The organism is Pseudomonas grandcourensis, from assembly GCF_039909015.1.
Lineage (GTDB): Bacteria > Pseudomonadota > Gammaproteobacteria > Pseudomonadales > Pseudomonadaceae > Aquipseudomonas > Aquipseudomonas grandcourensis.
Genome location: NZ_CP150919.1, coordinates 5,831,945 through 5,852,876, shown reverse-complemented (window position 1 = coordinate 5,852,876; position 20,932 = coordinate 5,831,945). Strand labels below are relative to the sequence as shown.

Here is a 20,932-nt window from a genome sequence, read left to right as displayed (position 1 = left end):
AATGGCTCAGTCCTACAGTGCTCGCAGTCGCGCGATCGAACCTTTCCATGTCATGGCGCTGTTGGCGCGGGCCAATGAATTGCAGGCGGCCGGCCACGATGTGATCCACCTGGAAATCGGCGAGCCGGACTTCACCACCGCCGAACCGATCATCCAGGCCGGCCAGGCTGCCCTGACAGCGGGGAAGACCCGTTACACCGCCGCGCGCGGCATTCCGGAGCTGCGCGAGGCCATTTCGGGCTTTTATCAGCAGCGTTATGGTTTGAACATCGACCCGCGGCGCATCCTCATCACGCCAGGCGGCTCCGGCGCGCTGCTGCTGGCCAGCGCCTTGCTGGTCGACCCCGGTAAACACTGGCTGCTGGCGGACCCGGGCTACCCGTGTAACCGGCACTTCCTGCGACTGGTCGAAGGCGCGGCACAGCTGGTGCCGGTCGGCCCGGATGTGCGTTATCAATTGACGCCGGGCCTGATCGAGCGTCATTGGGACCACGACAGCGTCGGCGCACTGGTGGCGTCGCCAGCCAATCCGACCGGCACGATCCTGACCCGAGACGAGCTGGCGAAGCTGTCTGTCGCGATCAAGGAGCGCCACGGACATCTGGTGGTCGACGAGATTTATCACGGCCTGACCTACGGCACCGATGCGGCCAGCGTACTGGAAGTCGACGACAGTGCATTCGTTCTGAACAGCTTTTCGAAGTACTTCGGGATGACCGGTTGGCGGCTCGGCTGGCTGGTGGCCCCCGACGCAGCCATCGGTGAGCTGGAAAAGCTCGCCCAGAACCTCTACATCAGTGCTCCAAGCATGGCGCAGTACGCGGCACTGGCCTGTTTCGAGCCGGCAACCATCAGCATTCTCGAAGAGCGTCGCGCCGAATTTGGGCGGCGCCGGGATTACCTGCTGCCGGCCTTGCGTGAATTGGGTTTCGGCATAGCCGTGGAGCCGGAAGGGGCGTTCTACTTGTACGCCGATATCAGCAAGTTCGGCGGCGATGCCTTCGCGTTCTGTAAACATTTTCTCGAGACCGAACATGTGGCATTCACCCCGGGGCTGGACTTCGGGCGTTATCAGGCCGGACATCATGTGCGGTTCGCCTATACGCAAAATCTGCAGCGTCTGCAGGAGGCGGTCGAGCGCATTGCCCGTGGGTTGCGGAGCTGGCAAGGCTGATGCGTTTTCATCCTCCCCTCGAAGAAGGGCGCCTGATCCGACGTTACAAGCGTTTTCTCGCCGATATCGAAACCGTTGGCGGCGAATTGCTGACCATTCACTGCCCGAACACAGGCTCGATGCTCAATTGTCAGGTCGAAGGCGGGCAGGTCTGGTTCACTCGCTCCAATGACCCGAAACGCAAGTTGCCTGGTACCTGGGAGGTCGGTGAAACCCCGCAAGGGCGGCTGTTTTGCGTGAACACCGCCCGCGCCAATGGTTTGATCGAAGAGGCGCTGCGAGCGGGCGTCATCACCGAGCTGAACGGTTTTACCGGGCTCAAGCGCGAAGTGGCTTATGGTCAGGAAAACAGTCGTATCGATTTCCGCCTCGATTACCCCGAAGGGCCGGCCTACGTCGAAGTCAAAAGCGTGACCCTGGGCTTCGACGGTACGGCGGTGGCGGCGTTTCCCGATGCGGTCACCCAGCGTGGCGCCAAGCATCTGCGGGAGCTGGCCCACTTGGCCAGGGACGGAATTCGCGCGGTGCAGTTGTACTGCGTTTGCCTGACCGACATCGAGGCCGTGCGTCCGGCGCAGGAAATCGATCCGGCTTATGCACAGGCCTTGCGTGAGGCGATTGCCTGCGGGGTCGAGGTGTTGGCTTATGGTGTGCGATTGAGCCACGAAGAAATGCTGGTCGACCGACGTCTGGACGTGCTGACGGGCAGCTAAAGGCTGATCCAGACCCCTTGTTCATCCTCGCGGCAGGCCACGCTGGTCAAGGCTTGCCCCGCGCAAGGACCGGCGACGCATTCACCGTCTTCGATCAGGAACAGTGCGCCATGGGTGGCGCACTGGATCAGGCTGTTGCTGGGGTCGAGAAACTGGTCGGGATGCCACTCCAGGGCAACGCCCCGGTGCGGGCAGCGATTGATGTAGACATAAACCTGCCCGCTGCGGCGCACTGCAAAAAACTTTTGGCCATCGATGTCGAACCCGCGGCTGCTGTCATTGGCCAGCTCGGCACCTGCGCAAAGCAACTTCATGTCTATCCTCGGTCCCGCGGCTCGTGACCGGATATGGTCGAGCTTGAGGGTTGAATGCTATCAAATGGCTGCCTTGCCGGTCGGGTACAAGTGCCTGTCGTCGAGGATACTTGGCCGGCTGCTTCGATGCCCGGGAATTATTCAAGGGAGGCCGTTATACAACTCACCACCCGCGTCAGTTTGATCTGCACAAGACATCCATCACTGAATCATGCCAATACTTTTCCACAGGCAAAAAAAGACCCGGCAAGAGCCGGGTCAAATAACCGTGATTAGCCTGATGAGGAGATAATCCGAGAGTCCGAACCAAGGGCTTTTCAGAATATCGACCAGTCTCGCGACCAGTTGTGATAATCATATCGATTCTCATTACCATGTCAACCGCTGTCTTTCGATTTCTTTGCGATTCGCCGGATTTACGTCTGCAGGCCTAGTAATCATTGGGTTTAAGGCCGAAAAGTTTCAGAAAAAATTTGTCGGATCAATTCTTGTGGCGTGTAGAAATGGCTTCCAGCTGTTTGTTCAGGGCTTCCTTGCGCTCGGCTGGAATATCATTCCAGTGAACGTCCATCAGGGCGCCTTCAATTGCGTACAACAACACCTTGGACGCCCGAAAACCGCGCGTGCGCACGGCCCGATAAGCATCCACCGCCCCGAGGCGACGCAAGTCCGAGGCGCTATGGATGCCCACGGCATGCAGCCATTGCGCTGACGTCTTGCCAAGATTCTTCAGGTGTTGCAGTTCATCATTCATCAAGCCTCCTTGCGATGGCCGAATGGAGAGCGTGGGCAATCTTCTGAGGAGTGTAGCCATCAGTAGGAAAAGCGTGATTGTTTGCTCGTTTACGTCGCAAATGCTTCTAAGAAACGAGTATCGGCAGTGCGTGAATAAGTCTATGAGCGCGGGAGAAAGAGGCTGGGAAGAATCTGGAATTAAGGGCGAGCATCCCCGCAGTCCAGCGCAACGAGAGGCGCCGGACGTGTCAGTCAGCGACGATGATCAGCGGGTGCGATAGCGCAATCGCGTGCCGAAGTTCATCGACATCAGGATTTCGTCGGCACTGAGTTCCACCGGAAAGTACGTACCGGAGATCTGCGCGTGAGCCAGGCTCGCGCCTTCCAGGTTCGCTTTGCGAAAATCGATGCCACGCAAGTCGGCGGAACGGAAGTAGGCGTCGCTGAAATCCACGCCGTCGGCATTCAGCTCGCGCAGGTCCAGCCCCCGGAAATCTCCACCCACCATGTCGATGGAGCCATCCTTGGGGCGTTCACTGTTGAAGCCTTTGATGTCGTCTTTGTGCAGCAGGGCATATAGCGGTGTGTCGAGAAGTTTAGGCTGGCTCATGTCGCATCACCTGATGGTTTTATGACGCCAGTATAGTGCCACTATTTGACGGTCGTGAAGCCAGTGCGGACCTCACGACCGAAATAGTTTCTTACAGGCCTGGCAGGCGCTGGCGAATCTGTTCCACGACTGTATCGAGCGTCCCGCTTTCATTGGTCTGGACGCGCTTGCTGCAGAGGATTTCCGCGGGTGTCAGCGCTTCACGGCTGGCTTGCTGGGCTGCGATAACCGCCAGGGTGGCGTCGGACGGGTCTTTCTTGTCTGCCTGACGCATGGCCAGCCAGCTTTCGATCACGGCCTGTGGCGCATTGCAGTCGAGAATCAGGAAGGGGGCGCCGGTGGCTTCGGCAACCTTCGCTGCGCTGTCACGTTGATCGCGCTTGAGGTAGGTGGCGTCGACCACCACCGGGAAGCCTGCACGCAGAATGACGTCGGCGATTTCATGCAGGCGGGCATAGGTCGCGGTGCTGGCGTCGGCGCTGTAGATGCCGGCCTGCACGTCGTTCTCGACGGTTTGCTCGCCGAACAGGCGCTTGCGCTCGACGTCGGAGCGCAGGCGAATTGCGCCCAGGGCTTCGACCAGGCGCATGGCGACATGGCTCTTGCCGACTGCGGAAACGCCGCTGGTAATGGCCATGAAGCGCGAAGGAATGGTGCTGTAGCTTTCCGCCAGGTTGGCGTAGTTGCGGTACTGGCGCAGGGTTGTGGCGCGCTGCACCGCAGTGGCGTCGGCCGGCATGCTGAACAGGGCAACCTTGGCGCGAACCAGTGCACGGTAGGCTTTATAGAAGTTCAGCAGTTCGAGGCCGCGATAGTCGCCGGTCAGCTCCAGGTACTGGCTGATGAAACGACGCGCCAGGCACTTCAGGCCGCGATCTTCCAGGTCCATCGCCAGGAACCCGGTGTCGGCATAAACGTCGGTAAAGCGAAACGGTTCGTTGAACTCGATGCAGTCGAAGATCACGACCTTGCCGTCGATCACGGTTGCGTTGCCCAGGTGGATATCACCGTGGCATTCACGAATGAAACCGTCGGCCTTGCGCTGGGCGAGTAGCGGCTTGAGGCGTTCGAAGCTGCTTTCGGCCCAGGCTTGCAGGGCGTCGAGTTGCAACAGGTCGGCTTTATCGCTGAGGAACGGAAGGATCTGTTCGAAGTTCTGCCGCACCGGCGCCATGACGCTGTCCGGGGTGCCGGCTTCGTGCCCGGCCGGCACTTTAGGTGCGTTGAGGTGGAAACGGGCGATTTGCTCGGCCATCTCGTCGATGTGTGCGGTGGTCAGTTCGCCATTGGCTTGCAGGGTGCTGAGCAAGCCGGTTTGCGGGAACTGGCGCATCTTCAGTACGTACTCGATGGCCGGGCCTTCGCCGCCCAGTTGCGGAGCCTCGACGCTGCCGGTGACGGGCAGCACTTCGAGGTACAAATCGTCGGTCAGGCGCTGGTTCAGGCGCAGCTCTTCAGTGCAAAAGTGTTCCCGAGCCTCAAGGCTGGTGAAATCGAGAAAACCGAAATTGACCGGCTTCTTCACTTTATAGGCATAGGGGCCGGTGAGCAGTACCCATGAAATATGGGTCTCGATGACCTGGAGTCCCTCTACAGGATGCGGGTAGAGGGCAGGGTTTTGCAGGGCAGCGATCAGGGACTGGCTCACAGGCGATCCTTCAGAGTCTGGAAAATTCAAGGCCGTCATTATGGCTGCAAGTCCGCTTGACGCAAACCTCGGAGCGCTCCTGTTGGGGATGAATAAAGTGCGTATAATCCGCCGCCATGACTCGTACTCGAACTCCCCGCACCCCGAAAAAACCACCCTCCAGGGGCCTGCGCCCGTGGCTGGGCTGGGCCATTAAACTCAGTCTGGTCGCCCTTGTGGTGCTGGCCGGATTCGCCGTTTACCTTGATGCAATCGTCCAGGAGAAGTTCTCCGGCAAGCGCTGGACCATCCCGGCGAAGGTTTACGCGCGCCCGCTCGAGCTGTTCGTCGGACAGAAGCTGAGCCGGGATGACTTCCTGACCGAACTCGATGCCCTGGGCTATCGCCGTGAAAGCGTGGCCAATGGTCCGGGGGCGGCGTCGGTCAACGGCAATACCGTTGATCTGAACACCCGTGGCTTCCAGTTCTATGAAGGCATGGAGCAAGCGCAACCGGTGCGGGTGCGTTTCTCCGGCGATTACGTGGCCGAGTTGGCGGGGGCAAAAGGCTCGAAGCTCTCGGTGGTGCGCCTGGAGCCGCTGCTGATCGGCGGCCTGTACCCGAAAAACCTCGAAGACCGGATTCTGATCAAGATCGATCAGGTGCCACCGTACTTGCTTGAAACGCTGGTGGCGGTCGAGGACCGCGACTTTTATCATCATTTTGGTGTGTCGCCGAAGTCGATCGCCCGTGCAATCTGGGTCAACGGTTCGTCCGGGCGCATGCGCCAGGGCGGCAGTACCCTGACTCAGCAATTGGTCAAGAACTTCTACCTGACAAACGAGCGCAGCCTGAGCCGCAAACTCACCGAAGCGATGATGGCGCTGCTGCTTGAACTGCATTACGACAAGCGCGAAATCCTTGAGGCTTACCTCAACGAAGTGTTTATCGGGCAGGACGGTCAGCGCGCGGTGCACGGTTTCGGTCTGGCCAGCCAGTTCTTCTTCAGCCAGCCGCTGGCCGAGCTCAAGCTGCATCAGGTCGCGCTGCTGGTGGGCATGGTCAAGGGACCTTCTTCCTATAACCCCCGTCGTTATCCGGAGCGTGCCCTCGAGCGACGCAACCTGGTACTCGATGTACTGCAGGAGCAGGGCGTCGCGACTGCCGAGCAGGTTGAGGCAGCGAAGAAAATGCCGCTGGGCGTGACCAAGCGCGGCAGTCTGGCGGACAGCTCGTTCCCCGGCTTCCTCGATCTGGTCAAGCGTCAGTTGCGCGAAGACTATCGCGACGAAGACTTGACCGAGGAAGGGCTGCGGATCTTTACCAGTTTCGACCCGATCCTGCAGATGAAGGCTGAAGCCTCGGTCGACGACACCTTCAAGCGTCTGGCGGGGCGCAAGGGTTCCGATGACGTCGAAGCGGCAATGGTCGTGACCAACCCGGAGACCGGGGAAGTGCAGGCCATGATCGGCAGTCGCCAGGCCAGCTTTGCCGGGTTCAACCGGGCGCTGGATGCGGTACGGCCGATCGGCTCGCTGATCAAGCCGGCGGTTTACCTGACCGCGCTGGAGAAACCGAGCCAATACACATTGACCAGTTGGCTGTCGGACGAGTCCTTCTCGGTCAAAGGCGCGGACGGTCAGGTCTGGAAACCGCAGAACTACGATCGTCGTTCTCACGGTACGGTGTTCCTCTATCAAGGCCTTGCGCATTCCTACAACCTGTCGACCGCGCGTCTCGGTTTGGCGGTTGGTGTGCCGAACGTCCTGAAGACGGTGGAGCGCCTGGGTGTGACGCGCGAATTCCCGGCCTTCCCGTCGATGTTGCTCGGGGCCGGCGGCATGACGCCGATCGAAGTGGCGACCATGTACCAGACCCTCGCCAACGGCGGCTTCAATACGCCGATGCGCGGTATTCGTAGCGTGCTGACTGCCGAGGGCGAGCCGCTCAAGCGTTATCCGTTCCAGATTCAGCAGCGTTTCGATCCAGCCTCCATTTACCTGATCCAGAGCGCCATGCAGCGGGTGATGCGTGAAGGTACCGGCAGCTCGGTCTATAACGTGCTGCCAAGGACCCTGACCCTGGCGGGCAAGACCGGTACCAGTAACGACTCGCGCGACAGCTGGTTTGCCGGTTTCAGCCAGGACTTGCTGGCGGTGGTCTGGCTGGGTCGCGACGACAACGGCAAGACGCCATTCACCGGCGCCACCGGGGCCTTGCAGGTCTGGACCAGCTTCATGCGCAAGGCCGACCCGTTGCCGCTGGACATGCCGCAGCCGGATAATATCGTTCAGGCCTGGGTGGATTCGCGAACCGGGCAAGGTTCTGACGCCGGTTGCCCGGGTGCCGTGCAGATGCCGTATATTCGCGGCAGCGAACCGCCTCCCGGCGCCGCTTGTGGTGGTGAAAGCCCTGCAGAGTCGGTGATGGACTGGGTCAAAGGCTGGATGAATTAAGCAAAGAGGGTTTCAAGTGAACAAGTGGTTGATTCCAGCGGTTGCCGCCGTAGCTTTGCTCAGCGGTTGTTCCTCCGTACAACGTGGCTCGATTCCGGTCGTGGATTCCGGCACCGCCGTGTCCAACAGTGAGCGGATCTCGGCCAATGGCGGTTTCCGCCAGACGACCGTCAAGCGCCCAGCGCAAGGTCAGTCGCGGACCCAGGCGATTCCGCAAGGTGACAGCGGCGTAGTGGTAATGGTGCCAGGCGCGGCAACGACGTCGACGCCGATCAGCACCACGCCGATTACCCCGGGTCCGATCACGCCGGGGCCGATTGACACGTCGCCGGTCCAGTCGGCACCGATCAATCAGGGCAGCTACAGCATGCCTTCGTCGCCAAGCGGGATTCCCTCGGCCAGTGCGGGCGGACTTTCTGCCGACGAGCAGCTGGACGGCCCGGTATTGGCTTTGCTGACCACCGCTCAACAGCAACAGGCGGGCGGTGATCTCAATGGTGCCTCCTCCAGCCTCGAACGCGCCCAGCGCGTTGCACCGCGCGAGCCGCAGGTGCTTTACCGTCTGGCTCAGGTGCGCATGGCTCAGGGCGATGCCGCCCAGGCCGAGCAGTTCGCTCGCCGTGGGCTGACCTTGGCCAATGGCCGTCCAGCCCTTCAGGCCAACTTGTGGGAACTGATTGGCCAGGCGCGCGATAAACAGGGTGACTCCCAGGGCGCGGCATTGGCTCGTCAGAAGGCCAAGGTAACGCTGTGATGGATGCGCGCTTTCTGAAAATCGCCGATCAACTGTTGTTGATCGAGCGCGAGCTGCGGGTGCAAGGGTGGTGGGATGAAGTCCCGCCCTCTGCCGAAGCGCTTTCCAGTGTCGAGCCGTTTTCGGTCGACACACTGGATTTCGAGCAATGGCTGCAATGGATCTTCCTGCCACGCATGAAGATGATCCTCGAGCAGGATTTGCCGCTACCCAATGCTTCGGGCATTCAGGAAATGGCTGAGATGGTCTTTGCCGGGCGCAATGTCCAGGGCAAGGATCGGCAGTTACAGGTGCTGCTCAAAGAATTCGATCAACTGATCACCGCGTCCCGCTGAGCCAGAAGCTGCCAGCGTCCGCTGGCAGTTGTTCACAATATCTCTCTATTTTGTCGGCCGTTGCCGGGTAAGTGCATGCGCGTGCCAATTTTTTGCTAAAAGTTGCGCAATCGAAGCTAACACAGGGCTGATTTACGGGTTTTTTCTTGCGTTCTCATGTGCTTAGTAGAATAAAGCACATAGACGACTTGACTTGCGAAGGACGAAACAGAAGAATCCAAAGTCCGCTGTACAGGGACTGCCAGAAGCAGACCCTCTCAGCAGATCATGAGGCGCATATCCGCGTCGACCTGTTACACCCGCAACGCGTTACCTCGCGCTGGGTGGGAAAGCCCCGCAACACTTGGGACGATCCCAATACTTGCTCAGTCAGTGCTGACGTAGTCGGCGACCACCGTCGCTCATGCTCTGCCGAGAAGTAAACCTATTAAGACCCGTCCCATTTTTCGTGGGCGGTATTCTGGCGTTTTAGAGGTGAGCAACGTGGAGCTTTTATCTGGCGGTGAGATGCTCGTCCGCTTCTTGCGTGACGAAGGCGTCAAATATATCTACGGGTACCCGGGTGGTGCTCTTCTTCATGTCTACGATGCCCTGTTCAAAGAACCGGAAGTGACCCACATCCTGGTTCGTCACGAACAAGCGGCTACCCATATGGCTGACGGCTACGCCCGTGCCACCGGTAAAGCCGGCGTGGTACTGGTGACTTCCGGTCCTGGCGCAACAAACGCCATCACCGGTATCGCCACGGCCTACATGGACTCCATTCCGATGGTGATCATTTCCGGTCAGGTGCCTAGCACCATGGTCGGTACCGATGCGTTCCAGGAAACCGACATGATCGGTATCTCCCGGCCGATCGTGAAGCACAGCTTCATGATCAAGCACGCGTCGGAAATCCCGGAAGTCATGAAGAAGGCTTTCTACCTGGCGCAATCCGGTCGTCCTGGCCCGGTCGTTGTCGATATCCCGAAAGACATGACCAACCCGGCCGAGAAGTTCGAATACGTCTTCCCGAAAAAAGCCAAGTTGCGCTCCTACAGCCCGGCCGTTCGCGGTCACTCCGGGCAAATCCGCAAGGCGGCAGAAATGCTCCTGGCGGCCAAGCGTCCAGTCATGTACGCAGGCGGTGGCGTGATTCTCGGTGGTGGCTCCGCGCCGCTGACCGAACTGGCGAAGATGCTTAACCTGCCAGTAACCAACACCCTGATGGGCTTGGGCGCCTACCCTGGCACCGACCGTCAGTTCATCGGCATGCTCGGCATGCACGGCAGCTACACCGCCAACCTGGCGATGCACCATGCTGACGTGATCCTCGCCGTCGGTGCGCGTTTCGATGACCGTGTAATCAACGGCGCTTCGAAGTTTTGCCCGAACGCCAAGATCATTCACATCGACATCGACCCGGCTTCGATTTCCAAGACCATCAAGGCCGACGTGCCTATCGTGGGTCCGGTCGAGAGCGTCCTGACCGAAATGGTTGCGATCCTCAAGGAAATCGGCGAGACCCCTAACAAGGAGTCTGTAGCCAGCTGGTGGAAGCAAGTTGATGAGTGGCGTGGTGATCGCGGCCTGTTCCCTTACGACAAGGGCGACGGCAGTGTCATCAAGCCGCAGACCGTGATCGAAACCCTGTGCGAAGTGACCAAGGGCGACGCCTTTGTGGCTTCGGACGTGGGCCAGCACCAGATGTTCGCTGCGCAGTACTACACGTTTGATAAGCCCAACCGCTGGATCAACTCCGGCGGCCTGGGCACCATGGGGTTCGGTTTCCCGGCCGCCATGGGCATCAAGTTGAGCTTCCCGGATACCGACGTAGTTTGCGTCACCGGCGAAGGCAGTATCCAGATGAACATCCAGGAACTGTCGACCTGCTTGCAATACGGTTTGCCGGTAAAAATCGTCATCCTGAACAACGGTGTGCTGGGTATGGTTCGCCAGTGGCAGGACATGAGCTACGGCAGCCGTCATTCGCACTCCTACATGGAGTCGTTGCCTGATTTCGTCAAGCTGGCAGAGGCCTATGGTCACGTCGGCATGCGCATCATCGATTCGAAAGATTTGAAGTCGAAGATGGAAGAAGCGTTCGCCATGAAGGATCGCCTGGTAGTGATCGATGTTTCGGTCGATACCAGCGAGCACGTCTACCCGATGCAGATCAAAGACGGCTCCATGCGCGATATGTGGCTGAGCAAGACGGAGCGTACTTAATCATGCGGCACATTATTTCCTTGCTTCTGGAAAACGAACCGGGCGCTCTGTCTCGTGTGGTTGGCCTGTTCTCGCAGCGCAACTACAACATCGAAAGCCTGACCGTGGCGCCAACCGAAGACCCGACCCTGTCGCGTCTGACGCTGACCACGGTCGGTCACGATGAAGTCATCGAACAGATCACCAAGAACCTGAACAAACTGATCGAAGTGGTAAAACTGGTCGACTTGTCGGAGAGTGCTCACATCGAGCGCGAACTGATGCTGGTCAAGGTCAAGGCCACCGGTGCCCAGCGCGCCGAGATCAAGCGCACCACCGATATTTATCGTGGACAGATCGTCGATGTCAGCGCCAGCGTGTATACCGTTCAACTGACCGGTACCAGCGACAAGCTCGACAGCTTCATTCAGTCCATTGGCACCGCTTCGATTCTGGAGACCGTCCGCAGTGGCGTCACCGGTATTGCCCGCGGCGACAAAGTACTCAGCATCTAAACCAAATTAGCGAATGGCCTGAACGGCCTGATATAGGGGAATTTCATGAAAGTTTATTACGAAAAAGACTGCGACCTGTCGATCATCCAGGGCAAGAAAGTTGCCATCATCGGTTACGGTTCCCAGGGTCACGCTCAAGCGTGCAACCTGAAAGACTCCGGCGTTGACGTGACCGTTGGTCTGCGTAAAGGTTCGGCCACTGTTGCCAAGGCTGAAGCCCACGGTCTGAAAGTAACTGACGTTGCTTCCGCTGTTGCTGCTGCTGACCTGGTCATGATCCTGACTCCGGACGAGTTCCAGTCCGCCCTGTACAAGAACGAAATCGAGCCGAACATCAAGAAAGGCGCCACCCTGGCCTTCTCCCACGGTTTCGCGATCCACTACAACCAGGTTGTGCCGCGCGCTGACCTCGACGTGATCATGATCGCGCCGAAGGCCCCGGGCCACACCGTACGTTCCGAGTTCGTGAAAGGCGGCGGTATCCCTGACCTGATCGCTATCTACCAGGACGCCTCGGGCAACGCCAAGAATGTCGCTCTGTCCTACGCTGCAGGCGTTGGTGGTGGTCGTACCGGCATCATCGAAACCACCTTCAAGGACGAGACCGAAACCGACCTGTTCGGCGAACAAGCCGTTCTGTGCGGCGGTACCGTTGAACTGGTGAAAGCCGGTTTCGAAACCCTGGTTGAAGCTGGCTACGCGCCGGAAATGGCCTACTTCGAGTGCCTGCACGAACTGAAGCTGATCGTTGACCTCATGTACGAAGGCGGTATCGCCAACATGAACTACTCGATCTCCAACAACGCCGAATACGGCGAGTACGTGACCGGCCCTGAAGTCATCAACGCCGAATCCCGTCAGGCCATGCGCAACGCCCTGAAACGTATTCAGGACGGCGAATACGCCAAGATGTTCATCAGCGAAGGCGCTACCGGCTATCCTTCGATGACCGCCAAGCGTCGTAACAACGCCGCTCACGGTATCGAAATCATCGGCGAGCAACTGCGCTCCATGATGCCGTGGATCGGTGCCAACAAGATCGTCGACAAAGCTAAAAACTAAGTCACGCGCTTGTACGAAAAACGCGGCCTAGGCCGCGTTTTTTCGTTTGAGAGGCCGGTTCTGGTATAAAGCTGCATCGTTTGCGGCCGAACCGTCGTCCCAGACACCTGTCCAAACTTTCCACCCCGTTGCAAGGTAATGTCCATGAGCGAACGCCCCGAAGAGCCAAACCAGGCTTCTGACGCCGAAAGCCTGCTGCCCATCGATGAACATGTCGAGGAGGGGCATGACGCTGAAGGTCGTAAAGTCCGGCATCGTGGTATCTATCTTCTGCCGAATCTGTTCACCACTGCGAACCTGTTCGCAGGGTTCTATTCCATCATCAACTCGATGAGCGCCCAGGCGGCCTTGAGTGCCGGTGACTCGGCCAATGCCAGCAAGTATTTCGCGTTCGCGGCCATCGCGATCTTCGTCGCCATGGTGCTCGATGGTCTTGACGGGCGCGTGGCCCGCATGACCAATACCCAGAGCGCCTTTGGTGCCGAGTATGACTCGCTGTCGGACATGGTTGCCTTTGGTGTTGCCCCGGCATTGCTGGCCTTCGGTTGGGCCTTGGGTGACATGGGCAAGGTTGGCTGGATGGTCGCCTTCATCTATGTGGCGGGCGCGGCATTGCGTCTCGCACGCTTCAACACCCAGGTCGGCACCGCGGACAAGCGCTACTTCATCGGTCTGGCCAGTCCCGCCGCTGCGGGTGTGGTTGCAGGTATCGTCTGGGCGTTCAGTGACTACGGCATCCAGGGTTCCAAGATGTCCTTCCTGGTTGCGCTGATGGTGGCGGCGGCCGGCATGCTGATGGTCAGCAACATCAAGTACAACAGCTTCAAGGAGCTGGACCTGAAGGGGCGAGTGCCTTTTGTGGCGATTCTCGCCGTGGTGCTGGTGTTCGCGGTCGTTTTCAGTGATCCGCCGCGGATTCTGCTGCTGGTCTTCCTTGCCTATGCCGCGTCCGGCCCGGTTCAATACCTGTTACATCTTCGTCGGCGTAAAAGCGTCGAGTGATGTAATTTCCCTCATACTCCGCAGTCTGTTGGTGCATCTGTTCTCCAATACTGCGGAGTAGCCATGCTGATCAAAGTCCCTAAAGCATCCGACTGCCATGAGTCGGATGTCACGCCTGAATCCATCTATCTTTCTCGACGCAATGTATTGGGTGTTGCTGTTGCCGGTTTGGCCGTGAGCGGTCTTCCTCGGTGGGCGGCTGCCGAGGATGTGGCGCGTTATGCGGACGTCGAGCCAGGCAAGGCGCCTTCCTGGTTCAGCGAAAAGCTTTCCTCGGTCAAGTGGGGGGCGGTTGCCGTCAAGGATGAGGCGATCACGCCGTTCAGGGACGCGACCCACTACAACAACTTCTACGAGTTCGGCACCGATAAAGGTGATCCGGCCGCAAATGCTGGCACGCTGAAGACGGAGCCGTGGTCGGTGGTGGTGGACGGGGAGGTGGGTAAGCCCGGGCGGTATGCGCTCGAAGACTTCATGAAACCGTATCAGCTGGAGGAGCGAATCTACCGTTTGCGCTGTGTGGAAGCCTGGTCGATGGTCATTCCCTGGATCGGTTTTCCCCTCTCGGCCTTGCTCAGGGAAGTCGAGCCGACCTCGAAAGCCAGATTCATCCGCTTCGAAACCCTGCAGGATCCCAAAAGCATGCCGGGTCAGCGCTCCGGTTTTGCCTTGATCGAATGGCCGTATATAGAAGGGCTGCGCCTGGATGAAGCGATGAACCCGTTGGCGATTCTTGCGGTCGGCATGTACGGGCGTGAATTGCCAAATCAGAACGGGGCGCCGCTGCGTTTGGTGGTGCCCTGGAAATATGGATTCAAGAGCATCAAGTCCATCGTGCGCATCAGTCTGGTCAGCGAGCAGCCGAAAACCACCTGGCAGAGCATTGCAGCAGATGAATATGGCTTTTATGCGAACGTGAATTCCACTGTTGACCATCCTCGCTGGACTCAGGCACGTGAGCGCCGCCTGCCCAGTGGTTTGTTCAAGCCCAATGTGCGCGATACGCAAATGTTCAACGGCTATTCAGAAGAAGTCGCCTCTCTATATACGGGGCTCGACCTGAGGAAGAACTACTGATGCGCTATCGGTTTTGGCGTGTCGGTGTCTTTGTCGTGGTGCTGGTGTGGCCGCTGCTGTGGTTGTACCAAGCCTGGGGGGATGTTCTCGGGCCGGATCCGGGCAAGGTACTGGTCGACCGGCTGGGTTTGGGGGCGCTTGTTCTGCTGCTCGTAATCTTGAGCTTGACGCCTTTGCAGAAACTCACCGGTTGGGCGGGGTGGAATGCCGTGCGGCGACAGTTGGGATTGTGGTGCTTTGCCTATGTGCTGCTCCACCTCAGTAGTTATTGCGCATTCATACTTGGTTTTGACTGGTCGCAGCTGGGAGTCGAGTTGCGCAAGCGGCCTTACATTATTGTCGGGGTGTTGGGTCTTCTTGGATTGCTGGCATTGGCGGTGACTTCCAATCGATACAGTCAGCGACTATTGGGTGCCCGCTGGAAGACGTTGCATCGCCTGGCGTATGTCATTCTCGGGCTTGGATTACTGCATATGCTCTGGATTGTGCGCGCGGACCTCAAGGAGTGGGTGATCTATGCATCCATAGGTGCATTGCTGTTAGTGCTGCGGCTACCGCCTTTGGCTCGTCGAATCCCGCGTTTAGTGGCTAAAAAGGGCTCTTCTGCCAAAAAGGCGTAAATAGTGGTTGACGGCAGATTCCAGGTGTCTATAATTCGACCCACTTCCGGCGCAGTCGAAACGGAAAACTCCTTGGTAAACAAAGAGTTACGCAGTTTTCGGCAGCAGGTTGCTTCAGTTCATCGAAGCCGAAAGGGAGTTGAAAAAGAGGTGTTGACAGCAGTGTGTAACGCTGTAGAATTCGCCTCCCGCTGATGAGAGATCTGAAGCGCAAGTGGTTGAAGTTGAAAAGGAAACTTGGAAAACTTCTGAAAAATACCACTTGACAGCAAATGAGGCTGCTGTAGAATGCGCGCCTCGGTTGAGACGAAAGATCTTAACCAACCGCTCTTTAACAACTGAATCAAGCAATTCGTGTGGGTGCTTGTGGAGTCAGACTGCTAGTCAACAGATTATCAGCATCACAAGTTACTCCGCGAGAAATCAAAGATGTAACCAACGATTGCTGAGCCAAGTTTAGGGTTTTCTCAAAACCCAAAGATGTTTGAACTGAAGAGTTTGATCATGGCTCAGATTGAACGCTGGCGGCAGGCCTAACACATGCAAGTCGAGCGGATGACAGGAGCTTGCTCCTGAATTCAGCGGCGGACGGGTGAGTAATGCCTAGGAATCTGCCTGGTAGTGGGGGGCAACGTTTCGAAAGGAACGCTAATACCGCATACGTCCTACGGGAGAAAGCAGGGGACCTTCGGGCCTTGCGCTATCAGATGAGCCTAGGTCGGATTAGCTAGTTGGTGAGGTAATGGCTCACCAAGGCGACGATCCGTAACTGGTCTGAGAGGATGATCAGTCACACTGGAACTGAGACACGGTCCAGACTCCTACGGGAGGCAGCAGTGGGGAATATTGGACAATGGGCGAAAGCCTGATCCAGCCATGCCGCGTGTGTGAAGAAGGTCTTCGGATTGTAAAGCACTTTAAGTTGGGAGGAAGGGCATTAACCTAATACGTTAGTGTTTTGACGTTACCGACAGAATAAGCACCGGCTAACTCTGTGCCAGCAGCCGCGGTAATACAGAGGGTGCAAGCGTTAATCGGAATTACTGGGCGTAAAGCGCGCGTAGGTGGTTCGTTAAGTTGGATGTGAAAGCCCCGGGCTCAACCTGGGAACTGCATTCAAAACTGACGAGCTAGAGTATGGTAGAGGGTGGTGGAATTTCCTGTGTAGCGGTGAAATGCGTAGATATAGGAAGGAACACCAGTGGCGAAGGCGACCACCTGGACTGATACTGACACTGAGGTGCGAAAGCGTGGGGAGCAAACAGGATTAGATACCCTGGTAGTCCACGCCGTAAACGATGTCAACTAGCCGTTGGGAGCCTTGAGCTCTTAGTGGCGCAGCTAACGCATTAAGTTGACCGCCTGGGGAGTACGGCCGCAAGGTTAAAACTCAAATGAATTGACGGGGGCCCGCACAAGCGGTGGAGCATGTGGTTTAATTCGAAGCAACGCGAAGAACCTTACCAGGCCTTGACATCCAATGAACTTTCCAGAGATGGATTGGTGCCTTCGGGAACATTGAGACAGGTGCTGCATGGCTGTCGTCAGCTCGTGTCGTGAGATGTTGGGTTAAGTCCCGTAACGAGCGCAACCCTTGTCCTTAGTTACCAGCACGTAATGGTGGGCACTCTAAGGAGACTGCCGGTGACAAACCGGAGGAAGGTGGGGATGACGTCAAGTCATCATGGCCCTTACGGCCTGGGCTACACACGTGCTACAATGGTCGGTACAGAGGGTTGCCAAGCCGCGAGGTGGAGCTAATCCCACAAAACCGATCGTAGTCCGGATCGCAGTCTGCAACTCGACTGCGTGAAGTCGGAATCGCTAGTAATCGCGAATCAGAATGTCGCGGTGAATACGTTCCCGGGCCTTGTACACACCGCCCGTCACACCATGGGAGTGGGTTGCACCAGAAGTAGCTAGTCTAACCTTCGGGAGGACGGTTACCACGGTGTGATTCATGACTGGGGTGAAGTCGTAACAAGGTAGCCGTAGGGGAACCTGCGGCTGGATCACCTCCTTAATCGACGACTCAGCTGCTCCATAAGTTCCCACACGAATTGCTTGATTCATTGAAGAAGACGATAGAAGCAGCTTTAAGCTCCAAGCTGATAGCTCCAAGCTAACAGTTACGCGCTCGAAATTGGGTCTGTAGCTCAGTTGGTTAGAGCGCACCCCTGATAAGGGTGAGGTCGGCAGTTCGAATCTGCCCAGACCCACCAATTTTGTTATGGGGCCATAGCTCAGCTGGGAGAGCGCCTGCCTTGCACGCAGGAGGTCAACGGTTCGATCCCGTTTGGCTCCACCATATAACTGCTTCTGAAAGTTTAGAAATGAGTATTCCGATGAGAATATTGATTTCTAGTCTTTTGATTAGATCGTTCTTTAAAAATTTGGGTATGTGATAGAAAGATAGACTGAACGTTACTTTCACTGGTAACGGATCAGGCTAAGGTAAAATTTGTGAGTTGCTCTTAGGAGCTCAATCGAATTTTCGGCGAATGTCGTCTTCACAGTATAACCAGATTGCTTGGGGTTATATGGTCAAGTGAAGAAGCGCATACGGTGGATGCCTTGGCAGTCAGAGGCGATGAAAGACGTGGTAGCCTGCGAAAAGCTTCGGGGAGTCGGCAAACAGACTTTGATCCGGAGATGTCTGAATGGGGGAACCCAGCCATCATAAGATGGTTATCTTGTACTGAATACATAGGTGCAAGAGGCGAACCAGGGGAACTGAAACATCTAAGTACCCTGAGGAAAAGAAATCAACCGAGATTCCCTTAGTAGTGGCGAGCGAACGGGGACTAGCCCTTAAGTGGCTTTGAGATTAGCGGAACGCTCTGGAAAGTGCGGCCATAGTGGGTGATAGCCCTGTACGCGAAAATCTCTTAGTCATGAAATCGAGTAGGACGGAGCACGAGAAACTTTGTCTGAATATGGGGGGACCATCCTCCAAGGCTAAATACTACTGACTGACCGATAGTGAACTAGTACCGTGAGGGAAAGGCGAAAAGAACCCCGGAGAGGGGAGTGAAATAGATCCTGAAACCGTATGCGTACAAGCAGTGGGAGCCCACTTTGTTGGGTGACTGCGTACCTTTTGTATAATGGGTCAGCGACTTATTTTCAGTGGCGAGCTTAACCGAATAGGGGAGGCGTAGCGAAAGCGAGTCTTAATAGGGCGTCTAGTCGCTGGGAATAGACCCGAAACCGGGCGATCTATCCATGGGCAGGTTGAAGGTTGGGTAACACTAACTGGAGGACCGAACCGACTACCGTTGAAAAGTTAGCGGATGACCTGTGGATCGGAGTGAAAGGCTAATCAAGCTCGGAGATAGCTGGTTCTCCTCGAAAGCTATTTAGGTAGCGCCTCATGTATCACTGTAGGGGGTAGAGCACTGTTTCGGCTAGGGGGTCATCCCGACTTACCAAACCGATGCAAACTCCGAATACCTACAAGTGCCGAGCATGGGAGACACACGGCGGGTGCTAACGTCCGTCGTGAAAAGGGAAACAACCCAGACCGTCAGCTAAGGTCCCAAAGTTATGGTTAAGTGGGAAACGATGTGGGAAGGCTTAGACAGCTAGGAGGTTGGCTTAGAAGCAGCCACCCTTTAAAGAAAGCGTAATAGCTCACTAGTCGAGTCGGCCTGCGCGGAAGATGTAACGGGGCTCAAACCATACACCGAAGCTACGGGTATCATCTTCGGATGATGCGGTAGAGGAGCGTTCTGTAAGCCTGTGAAGGTGAGTTGAGAAGCTTGCTGGAGGTATCAGAAGTGCGAATGCTGACATGAGTAACGACAATGGGTGTGAAAAACACCCACGCCGAAAGACCAAGGTTTCCTGCGCAACGTTAATCGACGCAGGGTTAGTCGGTCCCTAAGGCGAGGCTGAAAAGCGTAGTCGATGGAAAACAGGTTAATATTCCTGTACTTCTGGTTATTGCGATGGAGGGACGGAGAAGGCTAGGCCAGCTTGGCGTTGGTTGTCCAAGTTTAAGGTGGTAGGCTGGAATCTTAGGTAAATCCGGGATTCTAAGGCCGAGAGCTGATGACGAGTGTTCTTTTAGAACACGAAGTGGTTGATGCCATGCTTCCAAGAAAAGCTTCTAAGCTTCAGGTAACCAGGAACCGTACCCCAAACCGACACAGGTGGTTGGGTAGAGAATACCAAGGCGCTTGAGAGAACTCGGGTGAAGGAACTAGGCAAAATGGCACCGTAACTTCGGGAGAAGGTGCGCCGGTGAGGGTGAAGGACTTGCTCCGTAAGCCCACGCCGGTCGAAGATACCAGGCCGCTGCGACTGTTTATTAAAAACACAGCACTCTGCAAACACGAAAGTGGACGTATAGGGTGTGACGCCTGCCCGGTGCCGGAAGGTTAATTGATGGGGTTAGCTAACGCGAAGCTCTTGATCGAAGCCCCGGTAAACGGCGGCCGTAACTATAACGGTCCTAAGGTAGCGAAATTCCTTGTCGGGTAAGTTCCGACCTGCACGAATGGCGTAACGATGGCGGCGCTGTCTCCACCCGAGACTCAGTGAAATTGAAATCGCTGTGAAGATGCAGTGTATCCGCGGCTAGACGGAAAGACCCCGTGAACCTTTACTATAGCTTTGCACTGGACTTTGAATTTGCTTGTGTAGGATAGGTGGGAGGCTTTGAAGCGTGGACGCCAGTTCGCGTGGAGCCAACCTTGAAATACCACCCTGGCAACTTTGAGGTTCTAACTCAGGTCCGTTATCCGGATCGAGGACAGTGTATGGTGGGTAGTTTGACTGGGGCGGTCTCCTCCTAAAGAGTAACGGAGGAGTACGAAGGTGCGCTCAGACCGGTCGGAAATCGGTCGTAGAGTATAAAGGCAAAAGCGCGCTTGACTGCGAGACAGACACGTCGAGCAGGTACGAAAGTAGGTCTTAGTGATCCGGTGGTTCTGTATGGAAGGGCCATCGCTCAACGGATAAAAGGTACTCCGGGGATAACAGGCTGATACCGCCCAAGAGTTCATATCGACGGCGGTGTTTGGCACCTCGATGTCGGCTCATCACATCCTGGGGCTGAAGCCGGTCCCAAGGGTATGGCTGTTCGCCATTTAAAGTGGTACGCGAGCTGGGTTTAGAACGTCGTGAGACAGTTCGGTCCCTATCTGCCGTGGACGTTTGAGATTTGAGAGGGGCTGCTCCTAGTACGAGAGGACCGGAGTGGACGAACCTCTGGTGTTCCGGTTGTCACGCCAGTGGCATTGCCGGGTAGCTATGTTCGGAAAAGATAACCGCTGAAAGCATCTAAGCGGGAAACTTGCCTCAAGATGAGATCTCACTGGGACCTTGAGTCCCCTGAAGGGCCGTCGAAGACTACGACGTTGATAGGTTGGGTGTGTAAGCGCTGTGAGGCGTTGAGCTAACCAATACTAATTGCCCGTGAGGCTTGACCATATAACACCCAAGCAATTTGCGTCGAAAGGCCAGATTGCGGTGTGTGAAGACGAAACGAACCGAAAGTTCGAGATACTCACAAAACACCAAACTATCGCATACCCAATTTGCTGAAGCGAGGCCATCCGGTCACGAGTCAGTACCCGAATTTCTTGACGACCATAGAGCGTTGGAACCACCTGATCCCATCCCGAACTCAGCAGTGAAACGATGCATCGCCGATGGTAGTGTGGGGTTTCCCCATGTGAGAGTAGGTCATCGTCAAGATTAAATTCCGAAACCCCTATCTGCGTATGCAGGTAGGGGTTTTGTTTT

At 56.8% G+C, this 20,932-nt stretch carries 15 protein-coding genes, 2 tRNA genes and 3 rRNA genes; 16 read left to right on the top strand and 4 right to left on the bottom strand.

The features are described 5' to 3' along the window. The first annotated feature begins 1 nt into the window (after position 1). Together AABM52_RS26250 and sfsA are read left to right on the top strand one after the other, a co-directional pair. Entirely contained in the window at positions 2-1,174 is a 1,173-nt protein-coding gene (locus AABM52_RS26250; protein WP_347909078.1) for a pyridoxal phosphate-dependent aminotransferase, read from the top strand. Beyond that, positions 1,174-1,887: a DNA/RNA nuclease SfsA gene (gene sfsA / locus AABM52_RS26245; protein WP_347909076.1), complete on the top strand. Its 714-nt coding sequence runs from the start codon at positions 1,174-1,176 to the stop codon at positions 1,885-1,887. Before AABM52_RS26250 ends, sfsA begins: the two co-directional genes overlap by 1 nt. Here the strand turns inward: sfsA and AABM52_RS26240 are convergent. From AABM52_RS26240 to AABM52_RS26225, 4 genes are all read right to left on the bottom strand, one after another. Next, positions 1,884-2,201: a Rieske (2Fe-2S) protein gene (locus AABM52_RS26240; RefSeq protein ID WP_347909075.1), complete on the bottom strand. Its 318-nt coding sequence runs from the start codon at positions 2,199-2,201 to the stop codon at positions 1,884-1,886. The two genes, sfsA and AABM52_RS26240, sit on opposite strands and share 4 nt — an antisense overlap. A 481-nt stretch (positions 2,202-2,682) precedes the next feature. After that, positions 2,683-2,955 (bottom strand): TfoX/Sxy family protein, encoded by a 273-nt coding sequence (locus AABM52_RS26235; protein ID WP_008053897.1) that lies wholly within the window; start codon positions 2,953-2,955, stop codon positions 2,683-2,685. A 246-nt stretch (positions 2,956-3,201) separates the two neighbouring features. After that, positions 3,202-3,546 carry a pentapeptide repeat-containing protein gene (locus AABM52_RS26230; RefSeq protein ID WP_347909073.1) on the bottom strand — a complete coding sequence of 115 codons (345 nt, stop codon included), beginning with the start codon at positions 3,544-3,546 and terminating at the stop codon, positions 3,202-3,204. 91 nt (positions 3,547-3,637) lie between these two features. Further along, positions 3,638-5,194, bottom strand: coding sequence for a bifunctional aminoglycoside phosphotransferase/ATP-binding protein (locus tag AABM52_RS26225; RefSeq protein ID WP_347909071.1), 1,557 nt, complete (start codon positions 5,192-5,194; stop codon positions 3,638-3,640). Between the two features lie 116 nt (positions 5,195-5,310). Between AABM52_RS26225 and mrcB the strand changes: the two genes are divergently transcribed. The 14 genes from mrcB to rrf all read left to right on the top strand — a co-directional run bounded on the left by mrcB (position 5,311) and on the right by rrf (position 20,884). Beyond that, positions 5,311-7,629: a penicillin-binding protein 1B gene (gene mrcB / locus AABM52_RS26220; protein WP_347909069.1), complete on the top strand. Its 2,319-nt coding sequence runs from the start codon at positions 5,311-5,313 to the stop codon at positions 7,627-7,629. A 16-nt stretch (positions 7,630-7,645) separates the two neighbouring features. Beyond that, positions 7,646-8,383 (top strand): hypothetical protein, encoded by a 738-nt coding sequence (locus AABM52_RS26215; RefSeq protein WP_347909067.1) that lies wholly within the window; start codon positions 7,646-7,648, stop codon positions 8,381-8,383. After that, the gene (locus AABM52_RS26210; RefSeq protein ID WP_347909065.1) at positions 8,383-8,718 is read left to right on the top strand and encodes a YqcC family protein; all 336 of its coding nucleotides are present in this window, start codon (positions 8,383-8,385) and stop codon (positions 8,716-8,718) included. The genes AABM52_RS26215 and AABM52_RS26210 overlap by 1 nt, the downstream gene beginning before the upstream one ends. 483 nt (positions 8,719-9,201) lie before the next feature. Continuing rightward, positions 9,202-10,926, top strand: coding sequence for an acetolactate synthase 3 large subunit (locus AABM52_RS26205; RefSeq protein WP_347909063.1), 1,725 nt, complete (start codon positions 9,202-9,204; stop codon positions 10,924-10,926). Positions 10,927-10,928: 2 nt separating this feature from the next. After that, positions 10,929-11,420 carry an acetolactate synthase small subunit gene (gene ilvN, locus AABM52_RS26200; protein WP_003176102.1) on the top strand — a complete coding sequence of 164 codons (492 nt, stop codon included), beginning with the start codon at positions 10,929-10,931 and terminating at the stop codon, positions 11,418-11,420. Positions 11,421-11,465: 45 nt separating this feature from the next. Next, complete coding sequence (gene ilvC / locus AABM52_RS26195) at positions 11,466-12,482, top strand: ketol-acid reductoisomerase (RefSeq protein WP_007948647.1); 1,017 nt, start codon at positions 11,466-11,468, stop codon at positions 12,480-12,482. A gap of 144 nt (positions 12,483-12,626) precedes the next feature. Continuing rightward, positions 12,627-13,484 (top strand): CDP-diacylglycerol--serine O-phosphatidyltransferase, encoded by an 858-nt coding sequence (pssA, locus tag AABM52_RS26190; RefSeq protein ID WP_056728609.1) that lies wholly within the window; start codon positions 12,627-12,629, stop codon positions 13,482-13,484. A 63-nt stretch (positions 13,485-13,547) separates the two neighbouring features. Then, complete coding sequence (msrP, locus tag AABM52_RS26185) at positions 13,548-14,561, top strand: protein-methionine-sulfoxide reductase catalytic subunit MsrP (RefSeq protein ID WP_347909060.1); 1,014 nt, start codon at positions 13,548-13,550, stop codon at positions 14,559-14,561. Beyond that, complete coding sequence (msrQ, locus tag AABM52_RS26180) at positions 14,561-15,181, top strand: protein-methionine-sulfoxide reductase heme-binding subunit MsrQ (RefSeq protein ID WP_347909057.1); 621 nt, start codon at positions 14,561-14,563, stop codon at positions 15,179-15,181. Before msrP ends, msrQ begins: the two co-directional genes overlap by 1 nt. A 486-nt stretch (positions 15,182-15,667) precedes the next feature. Then, positions 15,668-17,204 (top strand): 16S ribosomal RNA (locus tag AABM52_RS26175). A gap of 122 nt (positions 17,205-17,326) precedes the next feature. Further along, positions 17,327-17,403 (top strand) — tRNA-Ile (locus AABM52_RS26170). A gap of 10 nt (positions 17,404-17,413) precedes the next feature. Further along, positions 17,414-17,489, top strand: a tRNA-Ala gene (locus AABM52_RS26165). Between the two features lie 234 nt (positions 17,490-17,723). Then, positions 17,724-20,617, top strand: a 23S ribosomal RNA gene (locus AABM52_RS26160). Between the two features lie 151 nt (positions 20,618-20,768). Continuing rightward, positions 20,769-20,884: ribosomal RNA gene (rrf, locus tag AABM52_RS26155) — 5S ribosomal RNA — on the top strand. Together the 16S, 23S and 5S rRNA genes with 2 tRNA genes alongside form the textbook arrangement of a ribosomal RNA operon. The last annotated feature ends 48 nt before the right edge of the window (positions 20,885-20,932 follow it).

Excerpts from the sequence above, each read along its gene's own strand:
- AABM52_RS26240 (WP_347909075.1), bottom strand. The coding sequence starts at position 2,201 with ATGAAGTTGCTTTGCGCAGGTGCCGAGCTGGCCAATGACAGCAGCCGC.
- sfsA (WP_347909076.1), top strand. The coding sequence starts at position 1,174 with ATGCGTTTTCATCCTCCCCTCGAAGAAGGGCGCCTGATCCGACGTTAC.
- ilvN (WP_003176102.1), top strand. The coding sequence starts at position 10,929 with ATGCGGCACATTATTTCCTTGCTTCTGGAAAACGAACCGGGCGCTCTG.
- AABM52_RS26250 (WP_347909078.1), top strand. The coding sequence starts at position 2 with ATGGCTCAGTCCTACAGTGCTCGCAGTCGCGCGATCGAACCTTTCCAT.
- pssA (WP_056728609.1), top strand. The coding sequence starts at position 12,627 with ATGAGCGAACGCCCCGAAGAGCCAAACCAGGCTTCTGACGCCGAAAGC.
- msrP (WP_347909060.1), top strand. The coding sequence starts at position 13,548 with ATGCTGATCAAAGTCCCTAAAGCATCCGACTGCCATGAGTCGGATGTC.
- ilvC (WP_007948647.1), top strand. The coding sequence starts at position 11,466 with ATGAAAGTTTATTACGAAAAAGACTGCGACCTGTCGATCATCCAGGGC.
- msrQ (WP_347909057.1), top strand. The coding sequence starts at position 14,561 with ATGCGCTATCGGTTTTGGCGTGTCGGTGTCTTTGTCGTGGTGCTGGTG.
- AABM52_RS26235 (WP_008053897.1), bottom strand. The coding sequence starts at position 2,955 with ATGAATGATGAACTGCAACACCTGAAGAATCTTGGCAAGACGTCAGCG.
- AABM52_RS26230 (WP_347909073.1), bottom strand. The coding sequence starts at position 3,546 with ATGAGCCAGCCTAAACTTCTCGACACACCGCTATATGCCCTGCTGCAC.
- AABM52_RS26210 (WP_347909065.1), top strand. The coding sequence starts at position 8,383 with ATGGATGCGCGCTTTCTGAAAATCGCCGATCAACTGTTGTTGATCGAG.
- mrcB (WP_347909069.1), top strand. The coding sequence starts at position 5,311 with ATGACTCGTACTCGAACTCCCCGCACCCCGAAAAAACCACCCTCCAGG.